The organism is Kribbella sp. NPDC056345 (genome assembly GCF_042262745.1).
Lineage (GTDB): Bacteria > Actinomycetota > Actinomycetes > Propionibacteriales > Kribbellaceae > Kribbella.
The window spans coordinates 1-21,774 of record NZ_JBHJQQ010000001.1 but is presented as its reverse complement, the minus strand read 5'-3'; the positions used below and the strand labels follow the sequence as shown (position 1 = coordinate 21,774).

Genomic DNA, 21,774 nt, shown 5'->3' with positions numbered 1-21,774 from the left:
AGGGCGGGGGAGCCCCACCACCCGTTTCGGTAGGGCAGCGCTCCCCATCGCGCCGTACAGGGGCGCGCGAACGTTCAGTCTGTTAGGAGCCAGAGGAGGGTGCCGCCGCCCAGGGCGATGATCGCGAAGCCGACGGTGCAGATCACGATGACCCAGAACGGGTGCCGGCCGGCCCAGCTCACGGAGCCGGGGGCCTCGCGGCTCAGCTGCACCAAGCTGAGCGGCTTGCCTGGGACGGTGGTGGGCAGGCCGAGGTAACCGATCAGGCGGTCGCGATCGGCGTCCGAATAGAGGGCGCCGTTGATGGTGAGCAGAGGGCGTCCGCCGGCGTCGTAGATGACGATGGTCTCGGAGACCGCGCCGGGCTGGACCACGGTCGCCCGGAGCACGCCGGCGGCGAGCGCGCGGTCGCGACGGCGGTGGAAGGTCAGGCCGCGCGCCGAGATCTCGGTCGGGGTGACGACGATGCGGGAGACCTGCAGGTACACGGCGACGGTCACGACCATGACCAGGATGCAACCAATGCAGACGATCCACGCGGCCCCGCCGGTATTGAAGCCGGCGAGCACGAAGGCCGCGGAGATGACCGCGACGATCAGGAGGACCTGGCGGCGCGGGCCCGCACCCGGCCGCAGTACGAGCACATCGGTTTCAGCCACGTCCAGAACCCTACGACACCGCACGCGGCGATCGCCACGCTCATCGTTGACTCCGGCAACTGGCGTCAGTTCGTCAGGGCGGTGAACACGATGGCGAAAACCAGCGCGGCGACCGCGAAGCCGAGGGCGCACAGGAGCGCGAACGCGATCGGGTGCCGCCCGGCCCAGCCGACGGAGCCGGGCTGCTGGCGGCCGAGCTGCGCGAAGGTGACCGGCCCGTCCGGGCTGCTGGTGGGCAGTCCGAGGTGGCTGACCAGCCGGTCGAGATCGGCGGTCTCGTAGGGGGCTCCGTTGATGGTGAGCAGGGGGTATCCGCCGGCGTCGGAGATGACGATGGTCTCGGAAACAGTCCCTTGCAGGACCACCGTGGCCCGGAGCACCGAGGCGGCGAGCGCACGATCGCGACGGCGGTGGAACGTCATACCGCGCGCCGAGATCCCGGTCGGGGTGACGATGATGCGGGAGCGCCGCAGATACACGGCGGACATCCCACACAGCAGCAGGGCCAGGCCGGGACCGGTGATCAGGGCGGCCCGGCCGCCGCCCTTGATGCCGGCGTTGATGCCGGCAGCCACGAGCACGATGGAGATGACGGCGGCGATCTTGAAGACCAGGCGGCGCGCGCTCGGCCCTGGCCTCAGGACGAGCACATCGGTTTCTGCCACGGCCAGAACCTTAGGGCACCGCGCAGGTCGCCCGAGCCGGTGTCCCTTTGCGGTGGCAGACTCACGCCGTGAAAGCACTGCGCTGGGGACTGATCGTCGTGACTGTTCTGGCCGGCCTGACCGGGACCTGGCGGCTGGCTGGACCGCGGCCGGATCCGGTCGGCGGAGCGGTCAAGCAACTCCACTTCTTGCGGGCGGCGATCGACGACGGTGCCGACCATGAGTCGCAGACGTTGTTCCCCGAGGGTTACTTCTTCCTGAATGTGCTGTACGGACTCACTTGGGTGCAGGTGGCAACATCCGACCCGGAATACGAAGCCGAGGCTGTCCGGGAGGCCCGCTGGTCACTTGACCGGCTGCAGTCCACCGACGGTACGGCGCCCTTCGAGCAGCGCCTCGATCCGCCGTACGGGATCTTCCATGCCGGCTGGACGAACTGGCTGCGCGGCGCCATCGCCACCCTCGACGACAGTGCGCTCAACGAATACACCCAGGCTTCGACGGAGATCGCCAAGGCCTTCGACGCAGCGGCCTCTCCCTACCTGATGGCCTATCGGGGTCAGGCCTGGCCGGTCGACTCAACAGTGGCGATCGCTTCCTTGGCACTGCACGATCGCATCACGACGCCACGCTTCACCCAGACGCGCGGCCGCTGGCTCGAGCTGGTGCAACAACGCCTGGACCCTGCCACCGGCCTGATGCCACATCAGGCCGAACCAGGACCAACGGGTGCGCGGGCAACGTCGCTGAGCATCATCCAGCGATTCCTGCCGGAGATCGACCGCGAGTTCGCCCGTTCGCAGTACCAGCTGTTCCGGGACAAGTTCGTGACCACCTACGGACCCGGCGTCCGCGAGTATCCGAAGGGGCTGAGCGGTTCGGGCGACGTCGACTCGGGGCCGTTGGTGCTCGGCGTCAGTCTGTCCGCCACCGTCGTGACCGCTGGAGCGGCCCGGATCCAGGACGACCCGCTCGGAGACGCCCTCCTGCGAGTCGGCGATGTCCTCGGAGCCCCGCTGACCGGCCTGACCACGAAGCGCTACGCCTTCGGCATACTCCCCGTCGGAGACGCCTTCGTCGCCTGGTCCGCAACCGCCGTACCGACGAACGGCCAAACCACGCCCGCGGCCGACTCGCTCACCTGGTGGTGGCGCCTGCCCTGGCTCCTGCTCTGCTGGCTACCAGCCCTCCTGGTAGCCGGGCTACTGCTCATCCGAAGGCGGCACGCCCGCCCCCGAGAATGACACGCCGCCGTGCACGTTTACGTTCCGCCTGGACGATCCACCCAACCCAGCCCTAGCAGATGGGGTGGCCGGGGGTGCGGGATTGGGCGGTGTCGGGGTTTCGGGATTCGTAGGTTAGGGACCAGCCGGTTGGGAGGTGGATGAGGCGGGCGTCGACGAGGTCGCGTTCGGTGGTGGGGGTGGGTGGTGTCTTCTTGGCCGGATCGTGTTCGGTGACGGTGGAGTGGTCGAGGCAGGTTTTGAGGACTACTACGGGGATGGGGTCGGTGAGGCTGATCCAGATGGGTTCGGTGGACAGGATGGTGGCGGCGCCGGTGCGGTAGATCTTGTGGGTGCGGTAGTACTCGGCGTGATCGACGGCGTTGTCGAGCCAGACCCCGGACATGCCGGCGGCTTCGAGAGCGGGCCGGGTTGCGGTGGCGGGGTGCTGCAAGGCGGCGGCGTAGGCGGCGCGGGACTTCTTGTACTGCGTGGTGGCCGCCGAGATCGCGGTCTGTTCTTCCGGGGTGCGGCCTGTGGGGGACGGCGGTGGTTGGGGTGCGGGCGTGGAGGTGCAGGCGGTCAGGGCGAGGGCCAGGAGGGTGACGGGGAGTAGGCGCCGGGAGGGCATGGAGGCTCCGGGGTTCGGGGATGGGCCGCTGTGAGAGTAGGGGAGTGCGGTGGTGGGGCGGGGATAGGAGAGGATTTGAGTATGTCGCCATTGGGTCGTCGCCGGGGTCGTGGGTCGGAGCGCGTGGGGGAGAAGGTGGTTGTGGCGCCGGAGCCGCATCCGAGCGGGGCGCTGCCGCCGGAGCTGCCGAGGGAGCTGGTGCCGGAGCATGTGGCGATCGTGATGGACGGGAACGGGCGGTGGGCCAAGCAGCGAGGGCTGCCGCGGACCGAGGGGCACAAGGCGGGCGAGGCGAGTCTGCTGGACGTCATCAAGGGCGGGATCGAGATCGGGGTGAAGTACATCTCGGCGTACGCGTTCTCGACGGAGAACTGGGCGCGGTCGCCGGAAGAGGTCCGGTTCCTGATGGGGTTCAACCGGGATGTGATCCATCGGCGGCGGGACGAGCTGGACGCGATGGGGGTGCGGGTGGTGTGGTCGGGGCGCCGGCCGCGGTTGTGGAAGAGCGTGATCGACGAGCTGGAGTACGCGCAGGAGCGGACGAAGGACAACGACACGATCACGCTGCAGTTCTGCGTGAACTACGGTGGTCAGGCGGAGATCGCGGATGCGATGAAGTCGATCGCCCGCGAGGTTGCCGCGGGCAAGCTCAGTCCGGACCGGATCACCGAGAAGACGATCGCGCGGCACCTGTATCACCCGGAGGTGCCGCCGGTGGATCTGCTCGTCCGGTCCTCGGGGGAGCAGCGGACGTCGAACTTCCTGGTATGGCAACTCGCGTACGCCGAGATGGCGTTCCTGAACGTGTTGTGGCCGGACTTCGACCGGCGGGACCTCTGGCGCGCGATCGAGATGTACGCGCAGCGTGACCGCCGGTACGGGGGCGCCGTACCGAACGAAGTCACCCAGATCGAGGGTTAGGCAGCAGCCCGAGCTCGATGGCGACCGTGACGGCGCGGGTGCGGTCGTCGACGTCGAGTTTGGTGAAGAGGCGTTGCAGGTGGGTCTTCACGGTGGCCTCGCCGATGTAGAGCTCGCGGCCGATCTCGGCGTTGCTGAGGCCGCGGGCGACGGCTGCGAGCACCTGCAGTTCGCGAGGTGACGGTTGAGCCGCGGCGGATGGCGTCCGTAGTCGCGACATCAGCCGAGCGGCAACAGGCGGAGCCAGGACGGTCTCGCCGCGGGCCGCAGCGCGGATGCCATCCAGGAGCTCGGCATGCGGGGTGTCCTTGAGCAGATACCCGGTCGCCCCCGCCTCGACTGCGTGCAGGATGTCGGTGTCCGTGTCGTACGTCGTCAGCACCAGCACCTTGGTCTCGGGGTACCCGGACGCGATCGCGCCGGTCGCCGTCACCCCGTCCGTGCGCGGCATCCGCAGATCCATCAGTACGACGTCCGGCCGGGTCGACTCGACGAGGGCCAATGCCTCGGACCCGTCACCGGCCTCGCCGACCACGGTGATGTCGTCGGTCACGGAGAGCATGCCGATCAGTCCGGATCGCACCACGGGGTGGTCGTCGACGACCAGTACGCGAATCACGCGCTCTCCTGAACTGGGATGAGGACCTGAACTGTAGTGCCGTGGCCTGGCGAACTCTCGACCTGGACCGTACCGCCGGACTCCTCGACGCGCCCGCGCATCGCGGCCAGCCCGAACCCTGTCGACGGCTCAGCCACCGAGAACCCGGACCCGTCGTCGCGGATCTCGATGCAGACGCGCCCCGCGGACAGTCCGAGCGTGATCAGCACCGACGTCGCCCGAGCGTGTTTGCGGATATTGGCCAGCGCCTCCTGCGCCACCCGCAGCAGAACGACCTGCTGGGACTGGGGAAGCGCGACGACCTCGGACTCGTCGAGGTCCAGCAGCACCTGGACATCCACGCCGGTTTCGGCCGCAAAGCGCTCGCCCTGCCGCCGCAGTACCTCGGTCAAGGTTGCCTCTGACAACTGGATCGGCGTGAACGCGGCAACCAACGCACGTGCCTCGGCCAGGTTCTCGCGGGCCGTCGCTTCGATCTGCGCCAACCGAGCGGCGACACCGTCACCACCACGGGCCAGCTCGGCCGCACCGGTCTGCGACAGCATCACGATGCTCGTCATCCCCTGTGCGAGCGTGTCGTGGATCTCGCGCGCCATCCGCTCCCGCTCAGCCATCACACCGGCGCTGTGGTGCGCCTCGGCGAGCTCGCCACGGGTCGCGCGTAGCTCCTCGATCAGTACGGCGCGTTGCTGGCTCTCGGTGATGACTCGTTCGATCCAGATCCCGAACAACAGGCTGACGACCAGGCTCACCAGCATCCACGGAAGGATCTGCCAGAAGGCGTCCCAGCCCCAGCCGGCACTCCACAGCTGTGCGGTCCCGCACCCGGCCACGAGCGCCACGCTGAACCCGATCCCGTCCCGCAGGGTTTCCGACAGCAGCCAGACCTGGGCCGAGGCGATGAACATCATGAACACCGAGGTCGGGCTCAGTCCGACCATCACCATCAGGCACCCGATCAGCACGACCCGGTACACGCACGACGGCACGAACTGCCGCGACTCGATGGCCGGCCGCCCGATGAACTGGTACGCCGTCCCCAGCAGCACAATCGCGCCGGCGACGATCCACCGGTGGGAGGTGGTAATCCCCGAGGTGACCGAGACGGCCAGGGTCATCGCGAGCAGGACCCAGAAGACCAGGTTCCAGCCGAGCAGGGTGCGGGCACCCAGCACCTGGTCCGCCCGCGTCGTGGTCGCCTCCATAGGGACCATCCTCCATCAACCGGCGTCCCGGCGGGTCCAGCGGAATACCCGCTGAGCGACGATGAGCCCCACGACCAGCCAGATGCTGAGCACGATCGCCCCGGTCGGGCACAGCCACATCCCGTGGGACACCACGACCGAGCGTGGAATGCGCCTGCTGAATCCGGGATCGCCGACGGATCGGCGCCGGCAGCCGTACTGCACGTTCCAGACGGCCACCATCACGGCCGGCCGGCTGGAAGAAGTTGCCCTGCGCAACCTTTAGCCGAAACGCTTGATCGAGACCGTGAGCCCTGGCCCGGCGTAGGATCTGGGCATGACTTCGGCCGGGCGCGGAGGGGTGTCGCCGTACCACCGAGTTACGGCGTCCTCGCGCCCGGCCGATCGTCGTACCGGGTGCTGAGCTGCTGGATCAGGCGTGCGCAGCGTGCTTCACGCGCTCCTTGAGGCGGTCCCGCACCTCTTCGGGCGTGTAGGCGCGACGCTTCCGCTCGCCCCGTGCGATCACCACGCCCGTTGCGGCCACGCCGACGAGCCCCGCAAGTCCTACGACCTTCCATACCTTCATGGCGACTAATCTAGCGACGTGGAAAGCCGGATTTCACTGGATGACGCTACGGATCTGACACGAACAGGTGACATTTGGCTGTTCCGCGGTGCGAGTGCCGCCGATCGAGCGATCCAGACGATGACGAACAGCCCTGTCAACCATGTCGGGATGGCGATCGTGATCGACGATCTGCCACCGCTGATGTGGCATGCGGAGCTCGGGAAGTCGCTGCCGGACGTGTGGACCGGTACGCATCACCGCGGTGTGCAGCTGCACGACCTGCGCGACTCGGTCACGGTGTGGGCGCGCAAGTACGGTCAGCGCGGCTGGTTGCGGCAGCTGGATCACCCGGTCACGCGCGACATGGAGGACGCCGTACTGCGGACTGTCGCCCGCCTGGACGGTACGCCGTTCCCGTCGACGGCTCGGCTTGCTTCGCGCTGGGTGCGTGGGCGGATCCCGGCGCTGAAGCGTGGCCGGCGCGAGCTCGAGCTGGAGTTCGCGTACTGCGCGGAGGTCGTCGCGGTCACGTACGAGGAGATGGGCCTGCTGATGCCGGGGAAGCGGCCGAACTGGTACGACCCGGGCCGGTTCTGGAGCGGTGACGAACTCGCGCTGATGCACGGTGCGAAACTCGGTGCCGAGATCGCTGTCGACGTCCCCGCGGAAACTGTCGGTGGCCTCTGACACGCTTGTTGTGGGTCGGGAGAACCGAGCTCGAGGAGGCCCGCCATGTATGCCGTGATCGACACTGAGACCACCGGCCTGTTGCCGAGCCATCGGCACCGGGTGATCGAGATTGCGGTTGTCCTGCTGGACGCACGTGGACAGGTCGAGGACGAGTGGGTCACGCTGCTGAATCCGCAGCGCGACCTGGGACCCCAGCACATCCACGGGATTCTCACCGCCGACGTGCTGGACGCGCCGGAGTTCGTTGCCGTGGCGCGGCGGTTGGGGGAGCTGCTGGCCGGGCGGATGGTGGTCGGGCACAACGTCGAGTTCGATCTCGGATTCCTGCGGGCGGAGTTCGCGCGGCTCGGGTTCATGGTGCCGTTGTTCACCGAGCGCTCAATGTGCACGATGGCGCTCGCCGGGCACCTGTATCCGGGGGCGAAGCGGACCCTCGGTGCGTGCTGCGCGGCGGCCGGGATCTCGCTCGAGGGCTGGCACTCGGCGCTGGCCGATACACGGGCGACGGCTGAGCTGTTCGGCCAGTACCTGCAAGAGTTTCCGTCCCCACCGCCCTGGCAGTGGGCGTACGAAGAGATTCGCGGCTGGCGCTGGCCGGAGCTGCCGCAGCATGAGTTCACGCCGACTGTGCGGCCGGTGCATGCCGGCGGCCGGCACGGGTGGATGAGCCGTCTCGTCGACCAGTTGCCACGGGTTCCGGAGCCGCCGCAGGCCGACTCCTACCTGGCGCTGCTCGACGGTATCCTGGCGAATCGGGAGATCACCGCGACCGACGCCGATCAGCTGGTGCAGGTCGCGACGGAGCTCGGGCTGACGAGGCTGGAGGTCCAGGATCTCCACTGTGACTACGTTTCCGGGCTTGCCGAGGGGATGTGGGCAGCAGGCGGGATCACGCCGGAGCGGCGCAGCGATCTCGACCAGGTCGCGGTGATGCTGGGGTATCTCGAGTCCGACGTCGACGATGCGTTGCTCCGCGCAAGCTCGGGGCGGTACGTCGTGCCCTCGCGGCCCGGTGCGAAGGGGTTTCCGCCGGGGAGCACATTGGTCTTCACCGGCGACATGATCGAGCCACGCGAGGTGTGGTGGGATCGCGCGGTCGCAGCTGGGTTCGCGCCGCAGGAGGCAGTGCGGCCGGACACGACGTTCGTGGTCGCCGCCGACCCGGACAGCCTGTCGGTGAAGGCGCGAGCAGCCCGGGAGTACGGCGTACCGATCGTCTCGGTGGATGCGTTCCGGCGACTGCTACCGCCGGAGGAGATACAGCAGCACGCGAGTTAGGGTGCGCACGTGGAGACTGCTGAGCTGGGCCGACGGATCTATCAGACTGCGCATTTGACCGGCGAGTTCCTGCTGCGGTCGGGACAGGTGACGGGCGAGTACTTCGACAAGTACCGCTTCGAGGCCGACCCGGTGCTGCTCGACGAGATCGCGGCGGCGATGGTCGCGCTGGTCCCCGCCGACACCGAGGTCCTGGCCGGCCTCGAGATGGGCGGCATCCCCGTCGTGACCGCCCTCAGCCGGCACACCGGCCTGCCGTGTGCGTTCGTGCGGAAACGCGCGAAGGAGTACGGGACGCGCCGACTGGCTGAAGGAGCCGACGTTTCGGGCCGACGAGTGACGATCGTGGAAGACGTGGTCACCACCGGCGGCCAGATCGTCCTGTCCACCCAGGACCTCCGCGCGGCGGGCGCCACCATCGCCCACGCCGTCTGCGTCATCAACCGCAACCCCACCACGCCAGAACCCTTGACCGAAGCCGGCTTGACCCTCCACCCGCTGCTTACCCCCGCCGACCTCGTTCCCACCGAGCACACCGGCTAGGCAAGCCACCACCGCTTCCGTTCCCCATCCCTGCACCACTCCTCGAGAGCTGTGGCTGGGCGGGATGGTGCGGGCGGGCGACGGCTCAGAGGGTTTGAGACAGGCAGCGGTGCCGGAGATCTCCGGTCATACCTGACAGCGGGGCCAATCAGTCGTTTCAGTCGGCTTCTTCTATTTCGAAGCGGAGTTGTTTGCCGGAGCGGATGCGTTCCACGGCGGCGAGGCAAGCGGCTTCGCTCATGTGGACGCCGATCTCGGCGAGTTTGTGCAGGAGGACGCGGGAGGCGTCCTCGGCGGAGCGGGCGCTGGACTCGTTGATCGCTTCGATCGTGGTGGCGGTGAGACGCTCGCGGATGTCCGGGTGGGCCTCGTGAATCTCGTGGGTGATCCTGAACTCCGTCATGGGATCAGCGTAGTGCCCGGACGGTCAGCTGAGGACTCGCGTGACGAAGGTGTCGAGGCGGCCGGCCAGCCGGTCGATGCGGCGCTCGGGGGAGATGGTCTCGCCTTGCGGTACGTCGAGGTCGCGCAGGCCGCGGAGGTAGAGGGAGCAGGCCAGGTCGGCGCACATGTAGGTGCCGACCGTGTTGCCCTCGCGACCGGGTTTGCCGGCGCGGCGGGCGGCGAAGAGGGCGACGTCGGTGATCTGGTGGGCGGTGTTGCAGAGGTCGCAGAGACCGGTGCCGCGGCGCGGTTTGCTGGTCGCCTGGGTGTTGAGCGCGATCCCGGTGACGCCGTCGTCCCGCCGTACGACGAGGTAGCCGCGGTTGGGGGCCTTCGGGTCACGCCAGCCGAGGAAGTCGAGTGACTCCCACGGCAGCTCGGTGAATCCCGGTGGCGGGGTCATCGCCTTGACCAGGCTCCTGGTCGAATTGACGAACGAGCCTCTGATCTCGTCGATGCTGAGCGGTTCCACCTCGGTCCTTCCGTCGGTCCGGCCATCTATCAGACCTGGCCGGTCCGCCGATAGCAACCGAAATACCGAAATGGTTGCCCAGGGCATCAACTGTCGAGATAGCCGGTGCTGCGGGTGCCGTCGTGGTTGCGGAGGTCGACGCCGAAGTCGACCCAGGCCTTCAGCCGCAGCAGGATCGAGACGTCGTCGCTGAGGTGCGGACCATCCTGGCCGACGACGGTGAGGTCGGTCCCGCCGGCGTCGTCTGGGGTGAGGATGAACGTGAGAACGCGGTCGTCGTACCAGGTGAAGCGGTAGCGGCGGTCCGGGACCGCCTCCTCGATCCGGGCCTGCGTCGTACTGCCGTCGGGGAAGCTGAAGCTGATCGTGCCGTCCGACTCGGGCGCGTCGGCCCAGTACCGCGAGCGGCCGCCCGGCGTACTCAGGGCGCGGTAGACGTCACTCGGGCCGGACTTGAAGTGGAGTTTCCAGGTGGGCAAGCCGGACGACCTTTCACTGGCGGGGCGGGCAATCGATTTCGCGACAGGCTGTCAGAGTGGGTGGTCTAGTCCAAGGTTAGACCCCGTTGTGTGGCGGTGCGGTCACGATCGGAGTGGCCGGGTTCGGCCCGCGGCGCGGCTGGGGACACTGACGATGAGTGCCGACGAGGTCGAGGGGTCCGCCGATGATCGACACAAAAATCACCCGCTGGCTGTTCGGTCGCGGCCGGGTGCGGCGACGGGTGCCGGAGCGCTTCCGGCCGCGCGGGACGAGTTCGAAGGTGAGCCGGCTGGCCGATCGGTACGACGCGGAGGTGGATACCGCTCTGCAGCGGCTCTGGCCGAAGGCGCGGATCTACCACGACCGCGAGTTCACCCGGGATCGCGCCGACTTCCTGCTCGTGGTGCGCGGGCGCGGGGTGATGGTCGAGACCAAGGTGAAGAGCGATCCCGGGGTGTTCCGCGGCTCGACGCTGCCGCCGCTGCTGGATCGCCTGCAGCGCGACGGGCGGCGGCTGGTCGTCGTCCTCAACCAGGGCGATCCCACTCCCGCCCGGGAACTCGTGGCGGACATGCTCGGCGACAAAGGCTGTGTCGTCGTCTGGTCAGGGCCAGAGCACGATGCCGACCTGTACGGCGCCGTCGAAGCCCTCCTCCGGCAAATGGTCCGCCATCAATAGTCGGAGGATAGTGAAGCAGCGCGGAGAGGGGCGTCTCCGCGCTGCTGGCTTCGGGACGCGAGGTGTGCCGAATGGCGGCGAACCGAAGGTCTGAAATCCGCTAGCAGGAGGTCGCGGCGGTGCGGCCGCCGTCGACGATCCAGCGGGAGTTCTGCTGCTGGACCCGCATCTGGTCGAGCCAGCGCGTGGGCGTGCCGGCCGGGAGGACCTGGCGGCCGGAGGCGTCCACGGTGCTGGCGGCGGTCGTGTCGTAGCAGGCGGTCACGATGACGCCGTTGGAGGCGAGGGTGCGCTTGGCCCAGACGACTGTGGTGACGCCGGTGTTGCGCAGCTTCTTGGTCCGGTAGTACTTCGCCTGGACGCTGATCGACTGGAAGAGCTTCGTCGTCATCAGTGGTTTGAGTTGTGCGGTCTGGACGCCGCCGCTGCGCATCATCTCGTCGAGCGCGGCGCGGTAGTCGTAGTACGCGTTGACGACGGGGTCGGTCGAGCCGCTGGCCGGCCCGCTGACCTGCTCGGTGAGACTTTGTTTCGGCGCCTTCTGGGCGCCCGGGGACGAGGCGGCGACGTCGGACGACGCCCCCTCGCTACCGCACCCGGCGAGAACCATCACCGGGACTAGTACGGCGGAAACTGCCAGACTCCGAATGCGCATGCCGAACCTCCACTCTGGCCGCGCGCCGCCGACGCAGAACGTCGTTCGGCACTGACCGTGTAACGCGATGGCACGGACCGTGGTCACTGTGACCTGGGTCACAGCACCCCCTACCGGAGTACCGGTTACGAGTTGGTTCTCTGGCCGGAAGCGCCGGCAGCCGCAGATTTCTAGGCTCGACGACATGACACAAGCGCTCGCGAAGCCCCGGATCCGGCCACTGCCGAGGCACACCGGCACGGTAGGCCGGCAGCTTTGGTACGGCGTTCGGCTCGTCCCGATCGGTATCCAGGCGATGGCGGACGCGATCATCGGCCGGCCCGACGATGCGACCGCCCGGTGGCGGCAGGTGCACCCCGAGCACAAGGCGAGCGGAGTCGCCGTGTTCGGCGCGGGCCTCGCGAGCGCGGTGCTGGGGCTGATGAGCTGGTTCCTGCTGATCCTGCTCCTGATGTCCGTCATCCGCGGCCCGTTCTACGGCCTGGTCGAACCCGGCCCGTACGGCCCCGGCACCTGGGGCGGCCCGACCAGGGCAGGCGCGTGGGCGGTGCATGCGGCGGTATCGATCCCGATCATCGTGCTGATCCCGTTCGTCCTTCGTGGGATCGCTGCCCTGCAGGCCGCACTGATCCGCCAGGTGTACGGCGTCAGCACCGCGAGATGGGTGCTTCCGGCAACCATCGTGGTCTGCGGCGGCGGCATGCTGTTCTTCTGGTCGTGGGTGCAGCAGCTGTGAAAGAGTCAATCGTGATGCAGACCGTCGGAGCCTGGCCGCAGGGCAAGTGGCGCTGGGTAGCTCCCGTGAGCGTTGTGCTCCTGTTCTGGCTCTCGGCGCTCGACCTCTACCAGCACTACATCCTGGGCAACGGGTTGATCACCTCGGCGTTCGGTTTCGCCTTGACCGGTGGGCCGTTGGCGCTGGTACTTGGTCTCGCCCGGGCGATCAGCCTGGCGCTGGCCTGGTCTCGGCCCCGGCTGGGGCTGGCCATCGCGCTGACGACCACGGCGGTCACGGCCGCACTGGCGGAGGCCGTCAGCTCGAGCGAACCGTGGCCGTGGGCAGCCACGGCCGTCTTCGGGTATGCAGCCACTCTGGCGATCGCCGGCGCACGAGGTCTGACGAGAGGCCAGCTCATCCGCTGGTGGCTCGGTGCCCAGCTGCTGAGCGCTGTCGCCTACGTGCCGACATGGGATGTGTCCAGCACCAACTTCGCCTCCGGAATCGTGATGGCCGTGGTGTCGGGAGTCGGTGCAGTGGTCGGCGACCTGCTCAGGACTCGCACCGAGGCCAGGCTCCGGCTGGCCGAGCAGGAGATCATCAGTGAGACCGAACGCGGTGAGCGGACCCGTCTCCAGGAGCGGGCCCGGATCGCCCGTGAGCTCCACGACGTGGTCGCGCACCACTTGTCGGTGGTCGTCGTCCGGGCCGACAGCGCGCCGCACCGGCTGGCCGACGTACCGGAGGACGTGCAGAAGGAGTTCGCTGAGATCGGGGAGGCGGCTCGGGCGTCGTTGACCGAGATGCGGCGGGTACTGCGGCTGCTCCGGTCCGACGAGCACCATGAGCAAGAGCTCGAGCCGCAGCCCGGTCTCGACCAGCTGATCGACCTGGTCGGCACCGCTCGCCAGGCCGGGGCAGTGGTCGAGCTCGCCACCGAACCACTCGAGGGGATCGACCCGGCGGTCCAGCTCACCGTCTACCGAGTCGTCCAAGAGGCGCTGAGCAATGCGGTCCGCCACGCGCCCCGGGCCGCCGTACAGGTTGAGGTACGGCGGGTCGCCACCCGCCTGCACGTGCGGGTGCTGAACAGCGCAGGCGCGCACCCGACATCTGTCGCGGGCGATGGGCACGGGCTGAGGGGGATGCGGGAGCGAGTGGAAATGGTCGACGGCATCGTGATGACCGGGCCGACCCCTGAAGGCGGTTATCTGGTGTACGTCGAGATTCCGCTCGGAGAGGAGGTGGCTGGTGACGATTCGCGTGCTGGTCGTTGACGACCAGGAGATGGTGCGCGCCGGGTTCGGTGCCCTGCTGAACGCGCAGCCCGATATCGAGGTGGTCGGTCAGGCCGGCGACGGCGCGCAGGCGATCACAGCAGCCGCCGAACTCCGCCCGGACGTGATCCTGATGGACGTGCGGATGCCCGTCATGGACGGACTCGCCGCGGCCCGCGAGATCCTGTCGGCTTCGGATGCGCCGCGCGTCATCATGCTGACCACGTTCGACCTCGACGACTACGTGTACGCCGCGCTGCGGGCCGGCGCGAGTGGGTTCCTGCTGAAGCACTCGACGCCGGATGAGCTGGCCGGTGCGGTTCGGGTCGTCGCGGCCGGTGATGCCTTGCTGGCGCCGTCGGTGACGCGTCGGCTGGTCGAGGACTTCACGCGCGCCCAACCCGTCGCCACGGCCGCTCCGGACAAGCTCACGCCGCGGGAGACCGACGTACTGCGGCTGGTCGCGCGCGGACTGTCCAACCGGCAGATCGCGGCCGAGCTGGTTCTCGCCGAGCAGACAGTGAAGTCGCACGTGAGCAGCATGCTGACCAAGCTCGATCTGCGGGACCGTGCGCAGGCCGTTGTCTATGCCTATGAATCCGGCGTTGTGGTCCCGGGTCCGCGACACTGAGGTCATGGACGTACTCGAGCGACTCAGAACGCTGTGTCTGGCGATGCCGGAGACGACCGAGCGGTTGAGTCACGGCGAACCGACCTGGTTCGTGCGGGACAAGAAGGTGTTCGTGATGTTCGCCAATCAGCATCACGACGACCGCGTCGGTCTGTGGTGCGCGGCGCCACCGGGCGTGCAGGAGTCGCTGGTCGCCGGCGACCCCGAGCACTTCTACCGCCCGCCGTACGTCGGGCATCGCGGCTGGCTCGGGGTCTACCTGGACGTCGACGACGTTGACTGGGACCACCTGGCCGACCTCGTCGAGAACGCCTTCCGGCAGATCGCCCCGAAGACGCTGATCGCTCAGCTGGACCAGGATTAATCTGCCAAAGCCTGCGCGGTCTGGGGGAGTCGTGGCAGCTCCACGCTCCAGACCGCCGCGTGCTCGGGCGTGCTCCACGACCATGCCGCAATCTGCGCCGCATTCCGGCGACCGAACAGGGCACGGAACAGCTCGTACGTCGACGTCCGCACCTCGGCGGTGGGCGCTTCACCCGCGAGGTGGAAGGTGCCGTCGGGGGTGATCACGGTCAGCGGACCGGGGTCGTAGCTCTCGACCCACGTGACGGTCGCCAGCGCGAGGTCCGCCGGTGGACGGCCGATCCCGAGCAGGCCGTGCAGGTCCGCCTCGTGGGTGCCCGCATCGACCCATGGGTTGCAGACCAGCGGATGCGACGTCGTACCGCCCGTGACGACCTGCTCCACAGCGTGGCCGGCCAGGGCCCACTCGTCGAGCACAGCGTCGATCGGCCGGCCGCGCCGCGCGTCCACCTGGACGGCCGTCCACTCCGGTTCCGGCGCTCCGTCCAGGTTGCCGGTGGCGAAGTCGGCCGCCACTCCGGCGAGGTGCGAGACGAGGTTGTGTACCGTCCAGTCCGGACAGGCCGGCACGATCCGCTGCAGGTCGGCCGGGCCGAGATCGCGGACCGCTGCGCTGATCCGTTCGCGGGCCGCGGCGTACAAGGTGATGCTGGTTGTCGGGTCCATCATGACCTCCTTTCTTCGACTGACGGATGAGCGGCGGCGAGATCGACACACACCAGGCAGATGTTGTGCTTGCATGTGGTCATGCACCCACGCGCAGGCCAGCCCGCCCAGCCCGGCGATCTCGTCGACGTCGACGCACTGCTCACGGCGTACGACAGCATCACGCCGGACGTCGAGAATCCCGCTCAGAAGGTCGTCTTCGGTACGTCGGGCCATCGCGGCTCGAGTTTGGACGGTGCCTTCAACGAGGCGCACATCCTGGCCATCACCCAGGCGATCTGTGAGTACCGGGCCGGTGAGGGGACCAACGGTCCGCTGCTGGTCGGTCGCGACAGCCACGGCCTGTCCGAGCCGGCCTGGCGGACGGTCCTCGAGGTGCTCGCGGGGAACGACGTACAGACGCTCGTCGACAGCGATGACCGGCTGACGCCGACGCCGGGTGTCTCGCATGCGATCCTGCGGCTCAACCGCGTGGAGGGCGCCGGCGCGGACGGCATCGTGATCACGCCGTCGCACAACCCGCCGCGCGACGGCGGCATCAAGTACAACCCACCGCACGGCGGCCCGGCCGACTCCGACGCGACCGGCTGGATCGCCAACCGGGCGAACGAGCTGATCGCAGGCGGCAACCGCGAGGTCCGCCGCAAGCCGTTCGGGCAGGCGCGGCAGCACGCCGGTTCCTACGACTTCCTCGGCCACTACGTCGACGACCTGCCGTCGGTGCTCAACCTCGATGCCATCCGCGAGGCGGGGGTCCGGATCGGCGCCGACCCGCTGGGCGGCGCGAGCGTCGACTACTGGGCCGCGATCGGCGAGCGGCACCGCCTGGACCTGACCGTGGTCAACCCGCGGATCGATCCGGCCTGGTCGTTCATGACGCTGGACCACGACGGCAAGATCCGGATGGACTGCTCCTCGCCGTACGCGATGGCGTCCCTGGTCGCTCAGAAGGACCGGTACGACGTCGCCACCGGGAACGACGCGGACTCGGACCGGCACGGTATCGTCACGCCGGACGCCGGGCTGATGAACCCGAACCACTATCTCGCGGTGGCGATCTCGTACCTGTTCGCGAACCGGCAGTGGGGTCCGGAGGTCGCCGTCGGCAAGACGCTGGTGTCGTCGTCGCTGATCGACCGCGTGGTCGCCGACCTCGGCCGGCGGCTGTGGGAGGTTCCGGTCGGCTTCAAGTGGTTCGTGCCGGGGCTGATCGACGGGTCGGTCGGCTTCGGTGGTGAGGAGTCGGCGGGCGCGAGCTTCCTGCGGTTCGACGGCACGGTGTGGACGACGGACAAGGACGGGATCCTGCTCGCCCTGCTGGCCAGTGAGATCACCGCGGTCACCGGCGAAACGCCTTCCCAGGCCCACGCGAAACTCGTCGAGCGGTTCGGAGCATCGGCGTACTCGCGAGTGGACGCTCCGGCGACCCGCGATCAGAAGGCGCAGTTGTCGGGGTTGTCGGCCGATGCGGTCACCGCGACCGAGCTGGCCGGTGAGCCGATCGTTGACCGGCTGACCAGCGCACCGGGCAACGGCGCCGCGATCGGTGGGCTGAAGGTGACGACCGAGTCCGCGTGGTTCGCGGCGCGGCCGTCCGGGACCGAGGACCTGTACAAGATCTACGGCGAGTCCTTCAAGGGTGCCGAGCACCTCGAAGAGGTCTTCGTCGAGGCCCGCGACGTCGTGTCGAAGGCGCTTGGTTAACGGACGAAGGCTTCGAGCAACCGGTCCAGATCCGCGGCGGGCGCGTTGGTGAGCCCGCTGTGGATCGGACTCGGGTGTACGACGGTACTGCGCGGTGCCGCGAGCCAGCGGAACCGTTCACCGATCCGGGTCGCCGCCGCGGGACCGCCCGCCGGATCACCGGCGCAGATCGACCGGATGTGCTCCAGCGACGCGCACACCACATCCACGTCGACGGCCGGATCGAGTGCGCGGAGCCGGGTCGGCTCGACGTCCCAAGCTGCACCGAGGAAGTCGAGCGCGCGGCAGTAGAGCACCGCGCCGACGTTCACGAACTCGCCACGATGGATACGCGGCGCAGCGCGCAGAATCACGTAATCGAACGGAACCAGATCGTTCATGCTGCACCACCTGGCTGCCAAGCGGACCGCTGTTCCAGCCGCGCGAGCAGGTGACCGAGATAGCGCTCGCGATCGCCTTCACCGAGCCATTCGTCCGGGACCAGACCGATGACCTCGGTGAGCAGCTCGGGCGTGATCGCCGCGGCCAGCTCATCCGCCACCGCCGGTACGCCGGGTGCTGCGATCGAGAACACGTGGTCGTCGGCGTCGTACGGGAGGGTGGCGAACTTCTCCGCGGACATCCAGGAATGGTGGAAGTACAGCGCCGCACCGTGATCGATCAGCCAGAGGTTCTTGTGCCAGACCAGCAGGTTGGTGTTGCGCCAGGAGCGATCCACGTTCGCGACGAACGCGTCCAGCCAGAGGATCTTGGCCATCGCCGCGTCACCGGGGTTCCCGGCCGAGCCGTCGTACCCGAAGGAGCCGGGCAGGAAGTCGACCGCCAGGTTCAGCCCGGCGCTGCGGATCAGCAGCTCCTGGATCTCGAAGTCCGGCTCCGACTTGCCGATCGCCGGATCCAGCTGGATCAGCTTCAGCTCCGGCACCCGCAGCCCGAGCCGGCGGAACAGCTCACCGACCACCACCTCGGCGACCAGCGCTTTCGGCCCTTGCCCGGCGCCGTGGAACTTGATCACGTACGTGCCCAGGTCGTTGCCTTCGACAACTCCGGGCAGTGACCCTCCCTCACGCAACGGCAGCACGTACCGGGTGGCAGTGACGATCGGCAGACTCACGGCGCCGAGCCTAACCGGTTTCTTCAGGGGGTACTTGCAAGGGGTGAAGCATCCGTCTATCGGCGTCGAAGAAGAACTTCTGCTGGTCTCCGCCACCGGCAAGCCGTTGCCCCGCAGCCAGGCCGTCGTCGACGACCTGCCCGACCTCGACGTCACGCTCGAACTCACCCGTGCTCAGGTCGAAATCAACAGTCCGGTGTGCAACTCGGCGGCCGAGTTGCACCGGCATCTGACCAGCATGCGCAAAGAGCTCGCCGGTGCTGCGCACAGCGAGGGTGCTCGGCTGCTCGCGATCGCCGTACCGCCGGCCGGTAAGGCAGCCCAGTTGGTGACGAAGAAGCCGCGGTACCGGGAGCTGGCCGAGAGGTTCGGTCTGCTCGCGCGGGAGCAGGGAATCTGTGGGTGCCACGTGCATGTGGATGTGCCGGACAAGGAGGCGGCGGTCCGGGTGTCCAACCACCTGCGGCCGTGGTTGCCCACACTGCTGGCACTGACGGCCAACTCACCGATCTACCTCGGACAGGACACCGGGTTCGCCAGCTGGCGGTGGCTGATGTGGTCGCGCTGGCCGAGTGCCGGACCGCCGCCGTACCTCGAGTCCGTCGAGCACTACGAGGCGCTCGTCGCGATGCATGTCGCGGTCGGAACGGCCATGGACGAGCAGATGATCTATTGGGACGTCCGCCCGTCGTCTCATCTGCCCACGATCGAGCTGCGGGTGAGCGACGTCCCGTTGACCGTCGACGAGACCGTACTGCTGGCAACCCTGTGCCGCGCGCTCGTGATGACGGCGCTCGACGATGGTGGTCTCGGACCGACCGTGCAGCCGGAGATCCTGCGCGCGGGCTATTGGCTGGCGGCCCGTGACGGCCTGACCGATGCCGCTGTCGACGTGATGACGGGCGAGCTGCTACCTGTCGCGGACCTCCTGACAAAGCTGACCCAGTACGTCGCTCCGGCGCTCCAGGAGCTCGGCGAGGCAGACCTGGTCACCGAAGGAATCGCGCGGGCTCTCACCGACGGGAACGGCGCGATCCGCCAGCAGCAGATGTTCCGCGGCGGCGGGGATGTCGTCGCCCTCACCGAGGTCGAAAGCTAGCGGCCCAAGGACCAGGGCCCCCGGTACGGGTGCGGTACGGGCAGCGTCACGACAGGGACTGTCCATAGCCTCGAGCAACAGTAATGCGACAGAGGTTCTGGAGGTTTGGTGAAGAAACGCATCATGGGTGCCGCGGTGGGACTCGCTGCGGTACTGGTCGGCTCGCTGACGGCGATCCCGGCGCACGCTGACGGGTTCGACTCCGCCCGGGTCTACTACAAGGGTGACTCCGGTAGCGGCGGGTACGTCAGCGCGACCCTCGACTTCCGCAGCAAGACCGACGTCGTCGTCAAAAATTTCACGGTCCGCGACGTCTGCCCCGGAGACGGCCACCCGGTCCGGGCCCAGGTCTACTGGCGCTACCCCGACGGGGGCTACGGGGACATGGGGAAGACCTGGAAGGCAGACGACAACGGCTGCGGCTCGAACGGCACCAACTTCGGCGACTTCAGGATCAGCCGTAGCAAGGGTATGCCCAGGGTTTTCGTGATGGTCTGCACCTACACCAAAGACCACGGTAACCTGCGCTGCGCCTCCGGCGCCGGCCGCGCAAACGACTACTACCGCTGACCGGCGCCTCGCTGAGTATCAGTTGCGGAGGAAGTCTTCCAGACCGTGCAGGTCGTCGGTGTTGAGGTGGTCGACACCGGCGGAGGTCAGCTCGGCCCAGAGCGCTTCGCGGGCCGCGCCGCGGGTGTCCGGCGTGGCCCAGAACCGGACGCGGTAGCCGGCGTGGTGGGCGGTCTGGACGATCTCCCGCAGCTTGGCCCGCTCGGCGGCCGGCATCGGGCCGACACCGGTCCAGGTGAAGTTCTTGGTCCAGTTGTCGCTGACCAACGGCATCAGTGAGGCCGGCATCCCCGAGCTGAGATCGCTCAGGCGGCCGTCGTACCCGGCGTACCGGATCTTCTGCGCCTTCAGGACGTCGAGCGGACGGTTACCACTGATCACCGAGGTGACCGCGCCCTTCAGGACCCGGCCGTTGGCGAAGATCGTGCTGATCCCGCGGTACTTGCGCAGTGCCGCGTCAATGGCTGCGTACGTCGACGGTCCGTCGCTCTTGATGTCGATCAGCAACTGGAAGTCGCGACCGTGGCGATAGACCTGACCGTGGTTCGCCCGAACCCGATCGGCCAGCGGCTTCAGGTACAGGCTCTCCAGCGTGCGACCCGGCTTGGCGTCCTCCAGGTCATGGGCGACCCGCAGCTCACCGTCGACCAGCCAGACATCCGCCTCGACACTGTTGAACCCACGGTCCAGCGCATCCTGCAACGGGCGCCGGTGCTCGTAGTCGTTGTGCGCATGCGCCGCCGGCAGCGCGCGGACGGCAGGTGCGTCGTACGTGCGCGGCAGCCGGAAGCCGTTGTCCCGTACGACGGAACGCAGGCGGTCGGGGTAGTCCGTGATGATCCCGTCGACGCCCTTGTCGATCAGCGACTGCATGGTCGCCGGGTCGTCGATCGTCCACGGGACCACCTTCATCCCGGCCTGGTGTGCCGACTTCACCATGTCCGCGGTCACGTACGGCCGGTAGCTGGGATCGGTGATCTTGCCGTTCTGCGGGAATCCGTGCACCGGCGAGATCGCCGACGCGCCGAACGACTTGGTCGCCTTGACCAGGTCACCACCGAAGTCGTCGATGTCGATCCCGCCCAGCCACGGCGACTTGCCCGGCTGGCCGGTCTGCAGGAAGTCGTAGTTCGTCAGCGCGACCAGCGGCAGCTCGGGCGCGACCTGGCGCATCCGCATCAGTGCGCCCCAGTCGAAGCTCTGGATCGTCACCTGGCGGGCGATCCGCGCCTTGCGGACCTCCTGCGCGACGACCTGGACGAACTGCTCGCGCGGTGCGGTCTCAGTCGGCGCACCAGCCTCGACCTTGGTCTCGATGTTCAGCTTCACGTCGTTGGCGTGGTAGCGGTGCACGAGGGCGAAGACCTCGCGCAGCTCGGGCATCCGGGCGCCGGGGTCGGGCTGCTGGGCCGGGTGTTCCGGCTGCGTCAGCGAACCGCAGTCGAGCTGCTTGACCTGGTTCAGGCTGAGCGTGTTGACGTACTTGCCGACATACGGGTACTCCGGGTCGTTCGGCGTGTACGGCGCGGTGTCGCGGCACTTGTTCCCGCCGACCTTGCGGTCGTGGGTGATCACGGCGTGCCCGTCCTGGGTGATCTGGACATCGAGCTCGAGGGTGCTGACGCCGACCTCGAGACCGTGGGCGAACGACGCGATCGTGCTCTCGACGGTCAGGCCGAGGCCGCCGCGATGTCCCTGGATGTCGAAGTTGCCGCGCTGGGCCGCGGCCGGCGCGGCCGGCAGCAGCAGGCCGCCGAGCAGGGCAAGCGGCAGCAGCACGCGGGGAAGGCGGTACATGAGGGGGTTCCTTCCGGGGGATGGTGGGCGGGTGCCCCGAGAGTCTCTGGGGAAGGTAACCGACAAAAGGCCAGGAGGTAACCGTCAAGCATTCACGGAATCGAGGTGATCTCCCGGACCG

At 68.3% G+C, this 21,774-nt stretch carries 28 protein-coding genes; 14 read left to right on the top strand and 14 right to left on the bottom strand.

The genetic code is table 11. The annotated features are described in order from the left end of the window. Nucleotides 1-74: 74 nt before the first annotated feature. Nucleotides 75-659: a hypothetical protein gene (locus ACFCV3_RS00140; RefSeq protein WP_376024625.1), complete on the bottom strand. Its 585-nt coding sequence runs from the start codon at nucleotides 657-659 to the stop codon at nucleotides 75-77. Between the two features lie 65 nt (nucleotides 660-724). Then, nucleotides 725-1,324, bottom strand: coding sequence for a hypothetical protein (locus ACFCV3_RS00135; protein WP_376024624.1), 600 nt, complete (start codon nucleotides 1,322-1,324; stop codon nucleotides 725-727). A 68-nt stretch (nucleotides 1,325-1,392) separates the two neighbouring features. Here ACFCV3_RS00135 and ACFCV3_RS00130 point away from each other — a divergent pair, with 68 nt between their 5' ends. Beyond that, nucleotides 1,393-2,568, top strand: coding sequence for a hypothetical protein (locus tag ACFCV3_RS00130; protein WP_376024622.1), 1,176 nt, complete (start codon nucleotides 1,393-1,395; stop codon nucleotides 2,566-2,568). A gap of 52 nt (nucleotides 2,569-2,620) precedes the next feature. On the opposite strand, the gene ACFCV3_RS00125 is transcribed toward ACFCV3_RS00130, so the two are convergent. After that, nucleotides 2,621-3,178, bottom strand: coding sequence for a hypothetical protein (locus ACFCV3_RS00125; protein ID WP_376024620.1), 558 nt, complete (start codon nucleotides 3,176-3,178; stop codon nucleotides 2,621-2,623). A gap of 81 nt (nucleotides 3,179-3,259) precedes the next feature. Here ACFCV3_RS00125 and ACFCV3_RS00120 point away from each other — a divergent pair, with 81 nt between their 5' ends. Next, the gene (locus tag ACFCV3_RS00120; protein WP_376024618.1) at nucleotides 3,260-4,099 is read left to right on the top strand and encodes an isoprenyl transferase; all 840 of its coding nucleotides are present in this window, start codon (nucleotides 3,260-3,262) and stop codon (nucleotides 4,097-4,099) included. Here ACFCV3_RS00120 and ACFCV3_RS00115 read toward each other — a convergent pair. Together ACFCV3_RS00115 and ACFCV3_RS00110 are read right to left on the bottom strand one after the other, a co-directional pair. Beyond that, nucleotides 4,080-4,718 (bottom strand): response regulator, encoded by a 639-nt coding sequence (locus tag ACFCV3_RS00115; RefSeq protein WP_376024616.1) that lies wholly within the window; start codon nucleotides 4,716-4,718, stop codon nucleotides 4,080-4,082. The genes ACFCV3_RS00120 and ACFCV3_RS00115 overlap by 20 nt on opposite strands. Further along, nucleotides 4,715-5,923 (bottom strand): sensor histidine kinase, encoded by a 1,209-nt coding sequence (locus tag ACFCV3_RS00110; protein ID WP_376024614.1) that lies wholly within the window; start codon nucleotides 5,921-5,923, stop codon nucleotides 4,715-4,717. The genes ACFCV3_RS00115 and ACFCV3_RS00110 overlap by 4 nt, the downstream gene beginning before the upstream one ends. A 61-nt stretch (nucleotides 5,924-5,984) precedes the next feature. Between ACFCV3_RS00110 and ACFCV3_RS00105 the strand changes: the two genes are divergently transcribed. After that, nucleotides 5,985-6,188: a hypothetical protein gene (locus ACFCV3_RS00105; protein WP_376024612.1), complete on the top strand. Its 204-nt coding sequence runs from the start codon at nucleotides 5,985-5,987 to the stop codon at nucleotides 6,186-6,188. Nucleotides 6,189-6,335: 147 nt separating this feature from the next. Here ACFCV3_RS00105 and ACFCV3_RS00100 read toward each other — a convergent pair whose 3' ends face one another. Then, on the bottom strand, nucleotides 6,336-6,491 hold the full coding sequence (locus ACFCV3_RS00100) for a hypothetical protein (RefSeq protein WP_165952334.1): 156 nt from the start codon (nucleotides 6,489-6,491) through the stop codon (nucleotides 6,336-6,338). A gap of 120 nt (nucleotides 6,492-6,611) precedes the next feature. On the opposite strand from ACFCV3_RS00100, the gene ACFCV3_RS00095 reads away from it, so the two are divergent. From ACFCV3_RS00095 to pyrE, 3 genes are read left to right on the top strand one after another with little or no spacing between them, the layout of a single operon-like run. Continuing rightward, nucleotides 6,612-7,160: a hypothetical protein gene (locus ACFCV3_RS00095; RefSeq protein ID WP_376024610.1), complete on the top strand. Its 549-nt coding sequence runs from the start codon at nucleotides 6,612-6,614 to the stop codon at nucleotides 7,158-7,160. A gap of 45 nt (nucleotides 7,161-7,205) precedes the next feature. Then, complete coding sequence (locus tag ACFCV3_RS00090; protein WP_376024608.1) at nucleotides 7,206-8,441, top strand: exonuclease domain-containing protein; 1,236 nt, start codon at nucleotides 7,206-7,208, stop codon at nucleotides 8,439-8,441. A 9-nt stretch (nucleotides 8,442-8,450) separates the two neighbouring features. After that, entirely contained in the window at nucleotides 8,451-8,984 is a 534-nt protein-coding gene (gene pyrE, locus ACFCV3_RS00085; protein WP_376024606.1) for an orotate phosphoribosyltransferase, read from the top strand. Nucleotides 8,985-9,141: 157 nt separating this feature from the next. Here pyrE and ACFCV3_RS00080 read toward each other — a convergent pair whose 3' ends face one another. From ACFCV3_RS00080 to ACFCV3_RS00070, 3 genes are all read right to left on the bottom strand, one after another. Further along, nucleotides 9,142-9,387: a hypothetical protein gene (locus tag ACFCV3_RS00080; RefSeq protein ID WP_376024604.1), complete on the bottom strand. Its 246-nt coding sequence runs from the start codon at nucleotides 9,385-9,387 to the stop codon at nucleotides 9,142-9,144. Between the two features lie 24 nt (nucleotides 9,388-9,411). Continuing rightward, on the bottom strand, nucleotides 9,412-9,900 hold the full coding sequence (locus ACFCV3_RS00075; protein ID WP_376024602.1) for an FBP domain-containing protein: 489 nt from the start codon (nucleotides 9,898-9,900) through the stop codon (nucleotides 9,412-9,414). Nucleotides 9,901-9,986: 86 nt separating this feature from the next. Next, nucleotides 9,987-10,379 (bottom strand): SRPBCC domain-containing protein, encoded by a 393-nt coding sequence (locus ACFCV3_RS00070; protein ID WP_376024600.1) that lies wholly within the window; start codon nucleotides 10,377-10,379, stop codon nucleotides 9,987-9,989. A 185-nt stretch (nucleotides 10,380-10,564) separates the two neighbouring features. Between ACFCV3_RS00070 and ACFCV3_RS00065 the strand changes: the two genes are divergently transcribed. Then, entirely contained in the window at nucleotides 10,565-11,059 is a 495-nt protein-coding gene (locus ACFCV3_RS00065) for a hypothetical protein (RefSeq protein ID WP_376024598.1), read from the top strand. Nucleotides 11,060-11,159: 100 nt separating this feature from the next. On the opposite strand, the gene ACFCV3_RS00060 is transcribed toward ACFCV3_RS00065, so the two are convergent. Next, nucleotides 11,160-11,714: a hypothetical protein gene (locus ACFCV3_RS00060; RefSeq protein WP_376024597.1), complete on the bottom strand. Its 555-nt coding sequence runs from the start codon at nucleotides 11,712-11,714 to the stop codon at nucleotides 11,160-11,162. Nucleotides 11,715-11,898: 184 nt separating this feature from the next. Between ACFCV3_RS00060 and ACFCV3_RS00055 the strand changes: the two genes are divergently transcribed. Genes ACFCV3_RS00055 through ACFCV3_RS00040 form a run of 4 tightly spaced genes read left to right on the top strand, consistent with a single transcriptional unit; the run spans nucleotide 11,899 to nucleotide 14,704 of the window. Further along, nucleotides 11,899-12,450: a hypothetical protein gene (locus ACFCV3_RS00055; RefSeq protein ID WP_376024595.1), complete on the top strand. Its 552-nt coding sequence runs from the start codon at nucleotides 11,899-11,901 to the stop codon at nucleotides 12,448-12,450. A gap of 14 nt (nucleotides 12,451-12,464) precedes the next feature. Continuing rightward, entirely contained in the window at nucleotides 12,465-13,709 is a 1,245-nt protein-coding gene (locus ACFCV3_RS00050; protein WP_376024593.1) for a sensor histidine kinase, read from the top strand. Then, a complete protein-coding gene (locus tag ACFCV3_RS00045; RefSeq protein WP_376024592.1) occupies nucleotides 13,684-14,340 on the top strand; it encodes a response regulator in 657 nt (218 codons plus the stop codon). The genes ACFCV3_RS00050 and ACFCV3_RS00045 overlap by 26 nt, the downstream gene beginning before the upstream one ends. A gap of 4 nt (nucleotides 14,341-14,344) precedes the next feature. Continuing rightward, nucleotides 14,345-14,704: an MmcQ/YjbR family DNA-binding protein gene (locus ACFCV3_RS00040; protein WP_376024590.1), complete on the top strand. Its 360-nt coding sequence runs from the start codon at nucleotides 14,345-14,347 to the stop codon at nucleotides 14,702-14,704. Here ACFCV3_RS00040 and ACFCV3_RS00035 read toward each other — a convergent pair. Then, nucleotides 14,701-15,369, bottom strand: a complete 669-nt coding sequence (locus tag ACFCV3_RS00035; protein WP_376024588.1) for a maleylpyruvate isomerase N-terminal domain-containing protein — start codon at nucleotides 15,367-15,369, stop codon at nucleotides 14,701-14,703. The genes ACFCV3_RS00040 and ACFCV3_RS00035 overlap by 4 nt on opposite strands. 81 nt (nucleotides 15,370-15,450) lie before the next feature. On the opposite strand from ACFCV3_RS00035, the gene pgm reads away from it, so the two are divergent. Continuing rightward, entirely contained in the window at nucleotides 15,451-17,073 is a 1,623-nt protein-coding gene (gene pgm / locus ACFCV3_RS00030) for a phosphoglucomutase (alpha-D-glucose-1,6-bisphosphate-dependent) (RefSeq protein ID WP_376024586.1), read from the top strand. Here pgm and ACFCV3_RS00025 read toward each other — a convergent pair. Both ACFCV3_RS00025 and ACFCV3_RS00020 read right to left on the bottom strand, forming a co-directional pair. After that, a complete protein-coding gene (locus tag ACFCV3_RS00025; RefSeq protein WP_376024584.1) occupies nucleotides 17,070-17,453 on the bottom strand; it encodes a DUF3037 domain-containing protein in 384 nt (127 codons plus the stop codon). The genes pgm and ACFCV3_RS00025 overlap by 4 nt on opposite strands. After that, nucleotides 17,450-18,187 (bottom strand): HipA family kinase, encoded by a 738-nt coding sequence (locus ACFCV3_RS00020; protein WP_376024583.1) that lies wholly within the window; start codon nucleotides 18,185-18,187, stop codon nucleotides 17,450-17,452. Before ACFCV3_RS00020 ends, ACFCV3_RS00025 begins: the two co-directional genes overlap by 4 nt. 43 nt (nucleotides 18,188-18,230) lie before the next feature. On the opposite strand from ACFCV3_RS00020, the gene ACFCV3_RS00015 reads away from it, so the two are divergent. Continuing rightward, nucleotides 18,231-19,286 (top strand): glutamate--cysteine ligase, encoded by a 1,056-nt coding sequence (locus ACFCV3_RS00015; RefSeq protein ID WP_376024581.1) that lies wholly within the window; start codon nucleotides 18,231-18,233, stop codon nucleotides 19,284-19,286. Between the two features lie 108 nt (nucleotides 19,287-19,394). Then, entirely contained in the window at nucleotides 19,395-19,856 is a 462-nt protein-coding gene (locus ACFCV3_RS00010) for a hypothetical protein (protein WP_376024579.1), read from the top strand. 18 nt (nucleotides 19,857-19,874) lie between these two features. Here the strand turns inward: ACFCV3_RS00010 and ACFCV3_RS00005 are convergent, their stop codons facing one another. Next, entirely contained in the window at nucleotides 19,875-21,653 is a 1,779-nt protein-coding gene (locus tag ACFCV3_RS00005) for a glycerophosphodiester phosphodiesterase family protein (protein ID WP_376024577.1), read from the bottom strand. Nucleotides 21,654-21,774: the final 121 nt, after the last annotated feature.